Origin of the sequence: Streptomyces sp. G45 (assembly GCF_049542095.1) — a bacterium.
Taxonomy (GTDB): domain Bacteria; phylum Actinomycetota; class Actinomycetes; order Streptomycetales; family Streptomycetaceae; genus Streptomyces.
The window spans coordinates 1,433,737-1,447,339 of record NZ_JBMUZU010000001.1; the positions used below are offsets into that span (position 1 = coordinate 1,433,737).

Here is a 13,603-nt window from a genome sequence, read left to right on the forward strand (position 1 = left end):
TTCGGTTCACGGGCGCGGTCGGCGCGCCCGGTTCAGACGCGCACTCCCCGCGCCCGCAGATACGCGAGCGGGTCGATGTCCGCGCCGAACCCCGGACCCGTACGGATCTCGAAGTGCAGGTGCGGGCCCGTGCTGTTGCCCGTCGAGCCGGAGCGGCCGATGCGCTGGCCGGGCACGACCTTCTGCCCGGACCTGACGGAGAGCGCCGACAGGTGGGCGTACTGCGAGTACCGGCCGTCGGTGTGCCGGATGATGACCTGATAGCCGTAGGAGCCCGCCCAGCCGGACTGGACGACGGTGCCCGAGGTGACCGCCTTGACGGACGTGCCGGTGGGCACGGGGAAGTCGACGCCCGTGTGGTAGCCCTTCGACCAGGAGCTGCCGGACGCGCGGTAGGGCGTGCCGATCGACCCGTTGACGGGCAGCGTGGCGCCGGACGACGCCGTGGGGGCCTGCGCCTTCTGCCGCCCCGCCGGGGCGGTGTCCCGCTGCGGCGCGGGCCGGTGCTGCTTGGCCGGTTTGTGCTCCTTGACCGGGGGGCGCTGCTTCTCGCGCTTCTCCGGCTTCCGGTCGGGCTTCTTCTCCGGGGTCTTGTCCCGGTGCCGCACGGGCCCCTTGTCGCCCTGGTCGGGGCGCTCGACGGGCGTCCTGCGCTCGGGCGGCCGCGGGGCTGCTTGCCCGGGGCGGAGCCGCGCAGCGACAGGCGCTGTCCAGGGACGATGTAGTTCGGGTCCTCGCCGATCGTACGGCGGTTGGCGTCGTACAGCTGCGGCCAGCCGCCCCGGACGTGCCGCTGGTCGGCGATGCCGGAGAGGGTGTCGCCGTGCACCACCGTGTACATCCGGGCGGTGCCCGCCGTGGACTGCGGGGTGACCTCGGGCTTGACGTCCTTGACCGTGCGCTTCGGCGGCTGCGGTGCCCGCGGTGCCTTCCGGGGCTTCGGCGCGCCGTCCGTCTTCGCCTCGGTGGTGGCCTTCTTCGCCTGTGGGGCCGACGCGGGCCTGATGTCGGGGGTGTCGCCGCCGCGGGTGAGGCCCGCCCGCACCGAGCACACGGGCCAGGCGCCGGGGCCCTGGCCGTCCAGGACCTTCTCGGCGATGGCGATCTGCTGGTCCTTGGTGGCGAGGTCGGCGCGCGGCGCGTACGCCGTGCCGCCGTAGGCCTCCCACGTGGACTGGGTGAACTGGAGGCCGCCGTAGAAGCCGTTGCCCGTGTTGATGTGCCAGTTGTTGGTGGACTCGCAGGCGGCGACCTTGTTCCAGGTGTCGACGTCCGCCGCGTGCCCCGTGCCCGCCGTCACCAGCGGCAGGGCGAGGCCCGCTCCGCCCGCGGTGACGGTGAGCGAGGCACGGTTGATCCGGCTCGGCTGGTACCGGCGATGCCGGCCTCGTAAGGCCATGAAAGCCCCCTCAGACACACGACGGACTCGAAGTCACACGTCAAGCCGCAAGACAAGCCCGCAAGTTAGCGGTTCGGTCAAGGGTGTGACAAGAGCCGGGCCCTCGGGGGCGGGACACGCGGCCTGAACAGGTCAGTTCCTCAAATGCCCCGGAAGCCACCGGAGTTGCACATCCTGGAGGAATGCACCGCCGCCTTCGTGGTCGTTGAAGCGGTACACCTCCATCGAACGCTCCGCTCCCGCGTAGGAGTTGTGGGCGGCGAAAACCGTCGAAGGCGGGCAGGTCTCGTCCTCCAGCGCGGCCGAGAACAGGGCGGGCGCACGCCCGCGCGCCGCGAAGTGCACGCCGTCGAAGTAGGAGAGCGTACGCAGCACCCGTTCCTCCGCGCCCCGATGCGCCCTCAGGTAGAGGGCGACCTCCTGGTACGGGGGCCGGGGCGACAGCGTCACCGCGCGCGGGAAGTCGCACAGGAACGGCACGTTGGGGCTGATCGCGGCGAGGTCGGGGACCAGTCCGCCGACGGCGAGCGCGATGCCGCCGCCCTGGCTGTCGCCGAGGGCCGCGACCCGGGCCGCGTCCACCAGGGGGTGCGCCCGCACGGCCTCCACGGCGCGCACGGCGTCGGTGAACACCCTTCGGTAGAAGTAGTCGTGCGGGTCCTCGATGCCTCGGGTCATGAAGCCCGCGTACGCCGGTCCCGCGCCGACCGGGTCCGGGGTGTCGCCGACCGAGCCGCCGCTGCCCTGGCCGCGCGTGTCCATGATGAAGTGCGCGAACCCCGCCGCCGACCACAGCAGCCGCTGGTGCGGCAGGCCGCGCCCGCCGCCGTACCCTATGTACTCCACGACCGCCGGGACCGGCTCGCTCGTCCCCGCCGGGAGCAGCAGCCAGCCCTTGACCGGGTGCCCGCCGAATCCCGCGTACGTCACGTCGAAGACCTCGACGGAGGCCAGCGGCGCGTCGACGGGCTCGAAGCGCGCGTCCAGGTCGTGCTCGCGGGCGGCGGTGAGGGTTTTCTCCCAGAAGGCGTCGAAGTCCTCCGGCGGCGGCGAGGCGGGGCGGTAGCGCTGGAGTTCCGGCAGCGGCAGGTCGAAATGGGGCACGGGCGGCTCCTCCTTCGGGCACGGTGTCCCACGTCACGTTACGGGGCGCAGTGGTATCCGCCAGCGGATGCGTTACCACCGTCACATGCGTTATGCCAGAGAGATACAGAAGCGGTATTTCGGATATCCCAGGAACTCAGGAGCTGAAGCATGACCAGTTCGGCGCAGATCGGCGTCACGGGCCTCGCGGTGATGGGCCGCAACCTCGCCCGGAACTTCGCCCGCAACGGCTTCACGGTGGCGGTGCACAACCGGACCGCGGCCAAGGCCCGCGCCCTCGTCGACGAGTTCGGTGACGAGGGCGCGTTCGTCTATACGGAGACGGCCAAGGAGTTCGTCGCGGCCCTGGAGCGGCCGCGCCGCCTGGTCGTCATGGTGAAGGCGGGCGAGCCGACGGACGCCGTCATCCAGGAGTTCGCCCCGCTGCTCGAACCGGGCGACATGATCGTGGACGGCGGCAACGCGCACTTCGCGGACACCCGGCGCCGCGAGCGCGAGCTGCGCGAGCGCGGCATCCACTTCGTCGGCGCGGGGGTCTCCGGCGGCGAGGAGGGCGCGCTCAACGGCCCGAGCATCATGCCGGGCGGCTCCAAGGAGTCGTACGCCGCGCTCGGCCCGATGCTGGAGAAGATCTCCGCGAAGGCCGCCGACGGCAGCCCCTGTACGGCGCACATCGGCCCCGACGGCGCGGGCCACTTCGTGAAGATGGTGCACAACGGCATCGAGTACGCCGACATGCAGCTCATCGCCGAGGCCTACCAGCTGCTCCGCGAGGTGGCGGGCTACTCCCCCGCGCAGATCGCGGACATCTTCCGCACCTGGAACCGGGGCCGCCTCGACTCGTATCTGATCGAGATCACCGCCGAGGTCCTGGCGCACGTCGACGCGGCGACGAGCAAGCCGTTCGTGGACGTGGTGGCGGACCAAGCCGAGCAGAAGGGCACCGGCCGCTGGACCGTGCAGATCGCCCTCGACCTGGGTGTGCCGGTGTCGGGCATCGCGGAGGCGGTGTTCGCCCGCTCCCTGTCGGGCCACACGGACCTGCGCGCGGCCTCCCGCGGCCTCGCGGGCCCCACGGCCAAGCCGCTGTCGGACGCGGAGGCGGCCCGCTTCGCCGACCAGGTGGAGCAGGCCCTGTACGCGTCGAAGATCGTGTCGTACACGCAGGGCTTCCACGAGATCGCGGCGGGCAGCGCGGAGTACGGCTGGGACGTGGACCTCGGCCAGGTCGCGGCGATCTGGCGGGGCGGCTGCATCATCCGCGCCGCGTTCCTGGACCGCATCCGCGCGGCGTACGACGCGCGCGCGGACCTGCCGAGCCTGCTGGCCGACGAGGGCTTCGCGCGGGAGATCGGCGCGGCGCAGGACGACTGGCGCGCGGTGCTGGTCGCCGCGACCCGGCAGGGCGTGCCCGCGCCGGGCTTCGCCGCCGCCCTCGCCTACTACGACGCGCTGCGGGCGGAGCGGCTGCCCGCCGCGCTGACGCAGGGGCAGCGGGACTTCTTCGGGGCGCACACCTACCGGCGCACCGACCGCGAGGGGTCGTTCCACACGCTGTGGGGCGGGGACCGCTCGGAGGTGCGGGCCTGAGGCCCGCGGCCGCTGGACGGGCTGAGGGCAGCCCGTCCGGCGGCTGTGCGGTGCTACCCGCGCATCGGTTCCGTCGACGGGTCAGGCTCGGGCACGGGGTCCGGGCCCGGGGGCTTGGGAACCGGGGACGGCGGGGGCTCCGGCACGGGGCGCGGGGGCGGCGGAGGGCCCGGATCCGGCGGGGGGCCGGGCGCGGGTCCCGGCGCGGGATCCGGGTGGGGGCCCGGGGTCGGGCCGGGTGGGACGGGGTCGGGGAAGGGGTGGGTCATGGAGTCCTCCCGTGGACGTGGGGCGGGCCGGTCGGCCGTCGCCACCGCTCTTCACTCTCTCCCGCTTCGCGTGCCCGCGCCCGCCGGGCCTAGTCCCGCTCCGCGGTGTCGGTGCGCCTGAGCCGTACGACCGGGATGTCGCGCGTGGTCTTCTCGGCGTAGTCGGCGTACGGGGCGAACAGCTCCACCAGGCCGGGCCAGACGCGGGCCTTCTCCTCGGGCGAGAGGGTCTCGGCGCGGGCGGGGAACCGCTCGCCGCCGACGCGCAGGCGCACGTCCGGCTCGTCCCTCAGGTTCAGGTACCACAGGGGGTGGGTGGGGGCGCCGCCGTTGGAGGCGACGATGAGGTAGTCGTCGCCGTCGCGGCCGTAGATGAGGACGGTGCGGCGCCACTGCGCGGTGCGGCGGCCGCGGTAGTCCAGCAGGAGGCAGGGGGCGCCCATGACGGTGGTGCCCTTGGTGCCGTCGGACTCCTCGTAGAGCCGGGCCTGTTCGGCGACCCAGCCGGTCGGGCTGATCACGATGTCGTCAGATGAGGTCATGCCCGAACTGTAGGGCGCGCGGCGGCCGGTCGTGTCAGGTCCTGCCGCGTTCCGTACGCCGACGCTGGCACAGGTCGGCGGCGGCGCGCAGGCCCGTGCGGGGGCTGGCGAGAACGGGCACGGCGGTGGTGGCGCGGGCGGCGGCGGGCGCGGTGGAGCCCTGGGCGAGCACGATGGCGTCGGCGCCCTCGACGCGGTCCACGGCGTCGGTGACCCGGCGCAGATACCCCTCCTGGTCGCCCGCCTCGAACCGCTCCCAGGCGCCGTCCACCAGGACCGTCGTGACGTCGACCGTGCGGGTGTGGCGTGCGGCCTCCTCCTTGAGGAGGGCGGTGGTCGGCTCCAGGGTGCTGGCGACGGTGGCGACGACGGTGACCCTGCGGCCCGTCCGCACGGCCGCCGCCGCCATGGGCCGGTCGACGCGCAGCACCGGCACCCCGGCGTCGGCGGCGTGGGACTCGGCGACGCCGCCGATGGTCGAGCAGGTGCACAGCACGGCGTCGGCGCCCGCGGCCATAGCGTCGGCGAGCGCCGCGCGGACGCCGTCGGCGGCGGCGTCCGGCCCGTGGGCGCGGGCCCGGTCGAGCAGGTGCGCGCGGACCAGGTGGCGCAGGGTGAGCCCGGGGTGGTCCGCGTCGCGCAGCGCGTCGAAGACCGGCACATGGGCGGCCGAGGTGTGCAGCAGGGCGAGCGTCACCACGTGGCGGGGTCCGCTTCGACCTTGGCCCGGGCGGCGGCGACCAGCGCGGCGGAGGGCGCGGGCGCCTGCTCCGGGTGCCGCTCCGCCCAGCGGGCGACGTACGGGCACAGCGGCACCACGGCGAGGCCCTCGCGCGCCGCCAGGGCGTACAGCTCGGTGGCGAGGGCGCCCGCGATGCCGCGGCCCTCGTGCGCGGGCGGCACTTCGGTGTGCACGGGCACGAGGGCCGCCTCCGGCTCGGTGAGCGTGAAGTACACGATCTGGCCGACGGTGTGGCCGTCCTCCCGCGCCCGCAGGACGCCGTGCAGCCGGTCGTCGGCGATGCCGCCGGGGTCGAAGGGTGTCCGGGTGTCGCTCATGCCCGCTCCTCACCGCGCCCCTCCGGGCGCCGTCGGGGCCCTGCCCGACGGGCGGGGCCTAGGTGCGCGCGACCGCGTGCGGGGCGCGCGTCGTGTCGTCGTCGCCCGGCACCGGCGCGGAGGCGTCGGCGCCCAGCTCGACGACGCGGTTGCCCTCGTCGACGTGCACGACCCGGGGCCGCAGCGCCCGCGCCTCGGCGTCGTCGACCTGGGCGTAGCTGATGATGATCACCTTATCCCCGGGGTGCACGAGGTGCGCGGCCGCGCCGTTGATCCCGATCACCCCGCTGCCGCGCTCCCCCTCGATGGTGTACGTCTCCAGCCGAGCCCCGTTGGTGACGTCCACGATGTGCACCAGCTCCCCGGGCAGCAGATCGGCGGCGTCGAGCAGCTCGGCGTCGATGGTGACGGACCCGACGTAGTGCAGGTCGGCCTGGGTGACGGTGGCGCGGTGGATCTTGGACTTGAACATGGTGCGCAGCATGGGCTGGTGCTCCCGGGGTGAAAGGGGTCGCGCCCCCGAGCGGGGTGCGCGCCGACCACGTCAGCCTACTGCGCGGCCCCGACGGCCCGTCGCGAAGGCCCGGGGACCGCCGGGGTCAGCGGAGCACCCGTCCCGTGAGTTCCTCGATGAGCTTGTCCACCGAGTACGGGGTGAGGAGGTCCGGCACCGTGAGGTCGTCGACGATCAGGCCCAGCATGGCGAGGTAGAGCAGGACGACGCCGGTGCGGTCGCCGGGGAGGCCCGCGTCGAGGTGGAAGGTGATGTTGGCGTCGAGCTGGTCGCTCATGAAGCGGGTGAGTTCGGCGTGGAGTTCGGGGCGGCGGGTCGCTTCGAGGCGCAGTTCGAGCAGCGCGAGGTGGCCACTGCGGTCGGCGCGCATCCGCTCGACGAGCTGCTTGAGCAGGGTGACGACGAGTTCGGTGGAGGGCTGCTCGCGCATCGTGTCGGCGAGGGCGGACTCCTCGGGGGTGAGGCGCTCCTGGATGCGGCGCATGACCTGGGCGAGGAGGTCGGCGCGGTGGGTGAAGTAGTTGCTCGCCGTGCCCTTGGGGACCTCGGCCTCGGCGTCGAGCGCGCGCAGCGTGAGGCCGCGCGAGCCCTCGCGCGCGAGCACCTCGATGGCGGCGTCGAGGAGGGCGGTGCGGCGGGCGGGGTTCTGCCTCATGGGGGTTCTCGGGTCCTCTCGGGGGCTGCCTTGGCCGGGGCTCGGGTGCTCGGCCGGAGGCTCGGGTGGCGGTGCCGCCCCAGCCGTCGACACCACTGCTTGTGAAGTACTGCGCGTCGACCACTGTAAGCAGAGCACATCCCCCAGCGGAGCACGTCACCTGCGGAGCACATCACCTGGCGTGCGGCGGACCGGCGCCGGGGGCCAGCGGCGGCGCGCGCCGCGGCCCCCGGCCCGCGCCGTCCGGCTAGGCCGCGATCCCGACCTCGCCCGGCTCGCCCGCGCCGCCCTTGACGAACTGCGTCCGGTACAGCTCCGCGTACCGGCCGTCGCGTGCCAGCAGGTCGTCGTGCGTGCCGCGCTCCACGATGCGGCCCTCCTCCACGACGAGGATCTGGTCGGCGGAGCGCACGGTCGACAGGCGGTGGGCGATCACCACCGCGGTGCGTCCCGACAGGGCCTCGGTGAGGGCCTCCTGCACGGCCGCCTCCGAGGTGTTGTCCAGGTGGGCGGTGGCCTCGTCGAGGATCACCACGCGCTGGCGGGCGAGCAGCAGCCGGGCGATGGTCATGCGCTGGCGCTCACCGCCGGACAGCCGGTAGCCGCGCTCGCCGACGACCGTGTCGAGGCCGTCCGGCAGGGACCGCACGAGGTCGTCGAGGCGGGCGCGCCGCAGCACGTCCCAGAGGTCGTCCTCGGTGGCGTCGGGCCGGGCGAGCAGCAGGTTGGCGCGGACCGACTCGTGGAAGAGGTGCCCGTCCTGGGTGACCATGCCGATGGTGTCGCGCAGCGAGTCCGCCGACAGGTCGCGCACGTCCTCGCCGCCGATCCGCACGGTGCCCGCGTCGGCGTCGTACAGGCGCGGCAGCAGTTGCGCGATGGTCGACTTGCCCGCGCCGGAGGAGCCGACGAGCGCCACGGTCTGGCCGGGCTCGGCCCGGAACGTGAGGCCGTGCAGCACCTCCGCGCCGCCCCGGCCGTCGAGCGCGGCGACCTCCTCGAGGGAGGCGAGGGAGACCTTGTCGGCGGCCGGGTAGCCGAAGCGGACGTCCTCGAACTCGACGGCGACCGGGCCCTCCGGGACCGCGCGTGCGTCCGGCTTCTCCTCGATCAGCGGCTTCAGGTCGAGGACCTCGAAGACCCGCTCGAAGCTCACCAGCGCGCTCATCACCTCGACCCGCGCCCCCGCGAGGGCGGTCAGCGGCGCGTACAGGCGGGTGAGCAGCAGCGCCAGCGCGACGACGGCGCCCGCTTCGAGGGAGCCCTCCAGGGCGAAGTACCCGCCGAGGCCGTAGACCAGGGCGAGCGCCAGGGCCGACACGAGGGTGAGCGCGGTGACGAACGCCGACTGCGCCATGGCGGTGCGCACCCCGATGTCCCGGACGCGGCGGGCCCGCGCCGCGAACTCCTCCGACTCGTCGGCGGGCCGCCCGAAGAGCTTGATGAGCGTCGCGCCGGGAGCCGAGAAGCGCTCGGTCATACGGGTGCTCATGGCCGCGTTGTGCTGCGCGGCCTCCCGCTGGAGCCGGGCCATCCGGGTGCCCATGCGGCGCGCGGGCACCACGAACACCGGCAGCAGCACCAGCGCGAGCAGCGTGATCTGCCAGGACAGGGCGAGCATCACGCCGAGGGTGAGCAGCAGCGTGACGATGTTGGAGACGACGCCGGACAGGGTGTTGCTGAAGGCGCGCTGCGCGCCGATCACGTCGTTGTTGAGGCGGCTGACGAGGGCGCCGGTGCGGGTGCGGGTGAAGAAGGCCACCGGCATGCGCTGGACGTGGTCGAAGACGGCGGTGCGCAGGTCGAGGATCAGGCTCTCGCCCAGGTTCGCCGACAGCCAGCGGCTGAGCAGTCCGAGCCCGGCCTCGGCCACCGCGATGACGGCGATGAGCACGGCGTAGCGGACGACGAGGGAGGAGTCGGCGCCGGTGACGATCGCGTCCACGACGCGCCCGGCGAGGACCGGGGTCGCCACGGCGAGCAGCGCGGTCACGACGCTGAGCAGCACGAACTGGGTGATGCGGCGGCGGTGCGGGCGGGCGAAGGCGGCGATGCGGCGGACCGTGGCGCGGGCGAAGGGGCGGCGTTCCTGCTGGGCGTTCATGACGCTGTACATCTGCGTCCACGCCGTGGTTTCCATGCTCATGCCGTGAACCGTAGAACCTCAATCATTATTGAGGTCAAGGCTGACGCCACGGGCGCGCCGATCCACTCGACTGCCCCTGTCGCATCCCTTGACCCTCCTGTATCGGCCACGTACTTTCGCTTCAATTCTTGTGGCCACTCTCCCCGTTGATTCCGCTCTGACGTGAGAAGGCGAACGCATGCGCGAGCTGCGAAGGCGTACTCTGCTGTCCGGTCTGTCGGCGATGGGCGGTGCCGCGGTCGCGGGTGGCGCCCTTGGAGCGGGTGTAGCCGAAGCGAGACCCTCTCACCCGCGCTATGGCCACCGCTTTGACCACAAGGTCGAGCGACTGCTTCACCGTATGACTCTCGAAGAGAAGCTGGGGCAGCTCCAGCAGCTCGCCTGGGCCTGGGACACGGGGCCGGGCGGCGGTGAGACCAAGGACGTGGAGGAGGCCGCGCGGGCCGGGCGGCTCGGCTCGGTGCTCTCGGTCTTCGGCGCGAAGACCACCAACGCGCTCCAGCGCATCGCCGTCGAGGAGTCCCGGCTCGGCGTTCCGCTGCTGTTCGGCCTGGACGTCATCCACGGCTTCTGGACGACGTTCCCGATCCCGCTCGCGCAGGCGGCGAGCTTCGACCCCGAGGTGACCCGCACCGACGCGGAGGTCTCCGCGAGGGAGGCCCGCTCCAACGGCGTGCACTGGACGTTCTCGCCGATGATGGACGTCACGCACGAGCCGCGCTGGGGCCGCGTGGCCGAGAGCTGCGGCGAAGACCCGTATCTGACGGCGGAGTTCGCCGCCGCCAAGGTCAGGGGCTACCAGGGCACGGGGTACGGCGCGCAGCGGGACGGCGGTGACAGCGGCCCCGGCGGCGACGGCGGCCCCGGCGGCGACAGCGGCCCCGGCGCCAAGGGGGACGGCGCGACGGGCCTCGCCGCGAAGGACCGCCTCGCCGCCTGCGCCAAGCACTTCGTGGCGTACGGAGGCGCCGAGGGCGGCCGCGACTACAACACCGTCGACGTGTCCGAGTCCCGCCTGCGCAACCTGTACCTGCCGCCGTTCAAGGCCGCCCTGGACGCGGGCGCCGCCACCGTCATGGCGTCCTTCAACACCGTCAGCGGCGTCCCCGCGCACGGCAACCCGCACACCCTCACGGACATCCTCCGCGAGGAGTGGGGCTTCGACGGCTTCGTCGTCAGCGACTGGACCGGCGTACAGGAGCTGATCGCGCACGGCTTCGCCGAGGACGGCGCGGCGGCGGCCCGGCTCGCCCTGAACGCGGGCGTCGACATGGAGATGGTCAGCACCAACCTCCGCGAGCACGGCGCCGCGCTGCTGCGCGCGGGGAAGATCAGCGAGCGCCGCCTGGACGACGCCGTCGCGCGGATCCTGCGCCTGAAGTTCGCCCTCGGCCTGTTCGACGATCCGTACGTCGACGAGGGCGCCGCCGTCGACGGGCCGACGCCCGCGGCGCGGAAGGCCGCCCGCGCCACCGCCGCCCGCTCCATGGTGCTCCTGAAGAACGAGGGGGCCGCGCTGCCGCTGCGGAGGTCCGTGGGTTCCCTCGCCCTCGTCGGCCCGTTCGCGGACTCCGACGACCTGCTCGGCACCTGGGTGGTCCCCGCCGCCGCGAAGAAGTACCCGTCGGTGACGGTCCTCGACGCGGTGCGGCGGGCCGTGCCGGGCGCGAAGGTGACGTACGCGCGCGGCGTGGCCCCCGAAGGCGAGGACACCGGCGGCATCCCGGAGGCGGTCGCCGCCGCGCGGGCCGCCGACGTCACGGTCGTCGTCGTGGGCGAGCCCCCGGCGCTGAGCGGCGAGGCGGCGGCGCGCAGCGACATCGGCCTGCCCGGCGCGCAGGAGGAGCTGATCGAGGCGGTCGCGGCGACCGGCAGGCCGTTCGTGGTGGTCCTCGTGGGCGGCCGCCCCTGACCGTCGGCGGCTGGCTCGGCTCCGCGCCCGCCGTCCTGGAGGCCTGGCACCCGGGCGTGGAGGCCGGGAACGCCATCGCCGACGTGCTGTTCGGGAAGGTCAACCCGGGCGGCAAGCTGCCCGTCTCGTTCCCGCGGAGCGTCGGCCAGATTCCCGTCCACTACAACCACGAGTCGACGGGCCGCCCGTACGCCGCCGACAACAAGTACACCTCCAAGTACCTGGACCTGCCGCCCGGCCCGCAGTTCCCGTTCGGCCACGGCCTGAGTTACACGGCCTTCGAGATCGGCGAGCCCCGCCTGAGCCGCGCGAGCGTCCCGGCCTCCGCGCTGCGCGACGGTGACACCGTCGGCGTGTCCGTCACGGTGTCCAACACCGGTCGGCGCGAAGGCGACGAGGTCGTGCAGCTGTACGTCCACGACGTCGTCGCCAGTGTCACCCAGCCGGTGCGCAAGCTGCGCGGCTTTCGCCGGGTGACGCTCGGCGCGGGCGAGTCCACGGTCGTCCGCTTCCGGCTCGGCGCGCGGGACCTGGGCTTCTGGACCAATGACCCGCGCGGCGAGTTCCGCGTCGAGGAGGGCGCGTTCGACGTGTACGTGGGCAACAGCTCGACGGCCGAGAGCAAGCGGCGGCTCACGGTGACGTGACCCGCCGCCCGGCTCAGCCCAGTTCCAGCGTGGTGATGCCGAACACCCGGTCCTGTGCGAAGTCCCGTACCGGGCCGGTGTACATCCGGGCCGTCGCGAACGACGGCTTCATGCCGCGGCCCTCGGCGAGCGCGACCGCCGCCGCGTTCGTCTGGGGCACGTCGACGGCGACGGGCGTCTCGCCGAGACCCTCGGTCAGGGCGTCCAGAAGGGCTTCGGCGTCCGCGCGGGTGTCGGCGAACAGCGGCCCGACGCGCGCGCCGTCGCGGGCCGGGCGCAGTACCCCGTACCCGGTGACGCGCCCGTCGGTGACGCTCGCCAGCGCGCGGTGGCCGGGCGTGGTGAGCCACCGCGCGCGAAAGCGGGGCCGGTCGGCCGGGTAGCAGGCGTCGTCGTACGCGGCGACGGCCGCCGCGTCGAGTGCGGCGACCGGACGGATGTGTGCCCGGGGCGCGCCGGAGTCGCCCGCGGGTCCCACGTAGCGCAGGGAGTCGTGCTGGTGCGCGAAGCCCGAGCGGCGGTAGTTGGGCTGCTGCGCGGGGACGCCGTCCAGGCCCACGGTGCGGTCCCCGGCGTGCGCGAGCGCGGCGCGCCAGGTGGCGATGCCGTGGCCCTGGCCGCGCAGGTCGGGGCGGACCAGGTAGAAGCCGAGGAACGCGTACGCGGCGTCGTAGTTGACCACGGAGATCGCGGACACCGGCTCGCCGTCGACGCGGCCGATGAAGAACCCGCCGGGGTCCTGCGCGAAGAACGACTCGGCGTCCCGCAGCCCCGGGTTCCAGCCCTCGTCCGCCGCCCAGGCGGTGACCGCGCTCCAGTCGTCGCGGGTCGCGGTGGTCAGGGTGAGCCGCCCGGGGGCCGTGTTCGCCATCGTCGTACCTTCCTTGAAGCCCTGGTGCCGTGAACGCCTTGACGGGGTGGGGCGGGTGCCCCGGCGGCGCGGTCGGGCGCCGCCACCTCATCCTGCCCGCCGTGCCCCGGTCAACGCTTGGGGCCCGCGAGTCCCAGCTGGTCGGCGAGCGCTTCGAGTTCGGCGGTGAGCAGGGTGCCCGGACGGTGGCCCATGCCGGTGAACAGGCCCTGCACCTCCAGGCTCACCACGCCGTGCAGCCGGGCCCAGGCGGTCACGGTGGCCGCGAGCGCGGTGGCCGCGTCGACGCCCGGGGCCCAGCCCTTGACCCACCGCTCCACGGCCGGGTCGCTGTTCAGCCAGAACCGCATCTCGGCGCGCAGGTCCAGCGCCGCCCCGCGGGGGGTGCCCTGTCCGAGGACGGCGAGCAGCGGCCCGAGCACGGCCCGGGCCCGGTCGACGGTCTCGGGCGGCGCCTGGTAGCCGGGCGAGGGCGTACCGGCCAGGAGCTGGTAGACGTGCGGGTGCTCGACGGCCCAGGCGCGGAACGCCTCGCCGAGGGCGAGGAGTTGACGGCGGGGCGGGGCGTCGCCGACGCGGTCGGCGGCGGCGCGCAGGGCGGCGGCCGCGGCGTCGTAGCCGTCGCAGATCAGCTCTGTGAGCAGGTCGTCGCGCTTGCGGAAGTACTTGTACAGGGCGGGGCCGGTGAGGCCGAGCTGCTTCGCTACGGCGTTGAGGCTGAGGGCGGGGGCGCCGCCCGCGCGGATCTGCTCCAGGGCGGCCGCCTTGATCTCGGCGCGGACCTGGTCGCGGTAGCGCTGGCGGGGGGTGGGAGCCGCGGCGGGGGCGGCGGGGGCGTTGTCAGTTGCCATGGCAAGGGCCTCTTACCTCGTTGAGTGGTCATCACCTTGGCTAG

11 protein-coding genes and 2 pseudogenes are annotated in these 13,603 nt (G+C 73.9%); 2 read left to right on the forward strand and 11 right to left on the reverse strand.

Translation table 11 applies throughout. The features are described 5' to 3' along the window. Positions 1-32: 32 nt before the first annotated feature. Together ACOBQU_RS05805 and ACOBQU_RS05810 are read right to left on the reverse strand one after the other, a co-directional pair. Positions 33-1,399 (reverse strand): annotated as a pseudogene (locus tag ACOBQU_RS05805) (transglycosylase family protein). Between the two features lie 132 nt (positions 1,400-1,531). Next, entirely contained in the window at positions 1,532-2,503 is a 972-nt protein-coding gene (locus ACOBQU_RS05810) for an acetylxylan esterase (protein ID WP_423624823.1), read from the reverse strand. Between the two features lie 150 nt (positions 2,504-2,653). Between ACOBQU_RS05810 and gndA the strand changes: the two genes are divergently transcribed. After that, positions 2,654-4,093, forward strand: coding sequence for an NADP-dependent phosphogluconate dehydrogenase (gene gndA / locus ACOBQU_RS05815; protein ID WP_423624824.1), 1,440 nt, complete (start codon positions 2,654-2,656; stop codon positions 4,091-4,093). A gap of 358 nt (positions 4,094-4,451) precedes the next feature. Here the strand turns inward: gndA and ACOBQU_RS05820 are convergent, their stop codons facing one another. From ACOBQU_RS05820 to ACOBQU_RS05850, 7 genes are all read right to left on the reverse strand, one after another. Next, entirely contained in the window at positions 4,452-4,904 is a 453-nt protein-coding gene (locus ACOBQU_RS05820; RefSeq protein ID WP_423624825.1) for a nitroreductase family deazaflavin-dependent oxidoreductase, read from the reverse strand. Between the two features lie 34 nt (positions 4,905-4,938). Then, positions 4,939-5,601: an aspartate/glutamate racemase family protein gene (locus ACOBQU_RS05825; RefSeq protein ID WP_423634278.1), complete on the reverse strand. Its 663-nt coding sequence runs from the start codon at positions 5,599-5,601 to the stop codon at positions 4,939-4,941. Beyond that, positions 5,598-5,963, reverse strand: a complete 366-nt coding sequence (locus ACOBQU_RS05830; protein WP_423624826.1) for a GNAT family N-acetyltransferase — start codon at positions 5,961-5,963, stop codon at positions 5,598-5,600. Before ACOBQU_RS05830 ends, ACOBQU_RS05825 begins: the two co-directional genes overlap by 4 nt. 58 nt (positions 5,964-6,021) lie before the next feature. After that, complete coding sequence (gene panD, locus ACOBQU_RS05835) at positions 6,022-6,447, reverse strand: aspartate 1-decarboxylase (RefSeq protein ID WP_423624827.1); 426 nt, start codon at positions 6,445-6,447, stop codon at positions 6,022-6,024. Between the two features lie 115 nt (positions 6,448-6,562). Further along, complete coding sequence (locus ACOBQU_RS05840) at positions 6,563-7,132, reverse strand: TetR/AcrR family transcriptional regulator (RefSeq protein WP_423624828.1); 570 nt, start codon at positions 7,130-7,132, stop codon at positions 6,563-6,565. Between the two features lie 247 nt (positions 7,133-7,379). Beyond that, positions 7,380-9,272 (reverse strand): ABC transporter ATP-binding protein, encoded by a 1,893-nt coding sequence (locus ACOBQU_RS05845; RefSeq protein ID WP_423634280.1) that lies wholly within the window; start codon positions 9,270-9,272, stop codon positions 7,380-7,382. A 127-nt stretch (positions 9,273-9,399) separates the two neighbouring features. Continuing rightward, positions 9,400-9,615, reverse strand: coding sequence for a hypothetical protein (locus ACOBQU_RS05850; protein ID WP_423624829.1), 216 nt, complete (start codon positions 9,613-9,615; stop codon positions 9,400-9,402). 3 nt (positions 9,616-9,618) lie between these two features. Between ACOBQU_RS05850 and ACOBQU_RS05855 the strand changes: the two are divergent. Then, positions 9,619-11,837, forward strand: a pseudogene (locus tag ACOBQU_RS05855) (glycoside hydrolase family 3 N-terminal domain-containing protein). Positions 11,838-11,850: 13 nt separating this feature from the next. On the opposite strand, the gene ACOBQU_RS05860 reads toward ACOBQU_RS05855, so the two are convergent. Next, positions 11,851-12,708 (reverse strand): GNAT family N-acetyltransferase, encoded by an 858-nt coding sequence (locus tag ACOBQU_RS05860; RefSeq protein WP_423624830.1) that lies wholly within the window; start codon positions 12,706-12,708, stop codon positions 11,851-11,853. A 110-nt stretch (positions 12,709-12,818) separates the two neighbouring features. Next, a complete protein-coding gene (locus tag ACOBQU_RS05865; protein WP_423624831.1) occupies positions 12,819-13,559 on the reverse strand; it encodes a TetR/AcrR family transcriptional regulator in 741 nt (246 codons plus the stop codon). Positions 13,560-13,603 lie beyond the last annotated feature (44 nt).

Bases quoted from the DNA above. Each gene is read 5' to 3' on its own strand.
- gndA (WP_423624824.1), top strand. From the start codon at position 2,654: ATGACCAGTTCGGCGCAGATCGGCGTCACGGGCCTCGCGGTGATGGGC.
- ACOBQU_RS05820 (WP_423624825.1), bottom strand. From the start codon at position 4,904: ATGACCTCATCTGACGACATCGTGATCAGCCCGACCGGCTGGGTCGCC.
- ACOBQU_RS05830 (WP_423624826.1), bottom strand. From the start codon at position 5,963: ATGAGCGACACCCGGACACCCTTCGACCCCGGCGGCATCGCCGACGAC.
- panD (WP_423624827.1), bottom strand. From the start codon at position 6,447: ATGCTGCGCACCATGTTCAAGTCCAAGATCCACCGCGCCACCGTCACC.
- ACOBQU_RS05840 (WP_423624828.1), bottom strand. From the start codon at position 7,132: ATGAGGCAGAACCCCGCCCGCCGCACCGCCCTCCTCGACGCCGCCATC.
- ACOBQU_RS05845 (WP_423634280.1), bottom strand. From the start codon at position 9,272: ATGGAAACCACGGCGTGGACGCAGATGTACAGCGTCATGAACGCCCAG.
- ACOBQU_RS05860 (WP_423624830.1), bottom strand. From the start codon at position 12,708: ATGGCGAACACGGCCCCCGGGCGGCTCACCCTGACCACCGCGACCCGC.
- ACOBQU_RS05865 (WP_423624831.1), bottom strand. From the start codon at position 13,559: ATGGCAACTGACAACGCCCCCGCCGCCCCCGCCGCGGCTCCCACCCCC.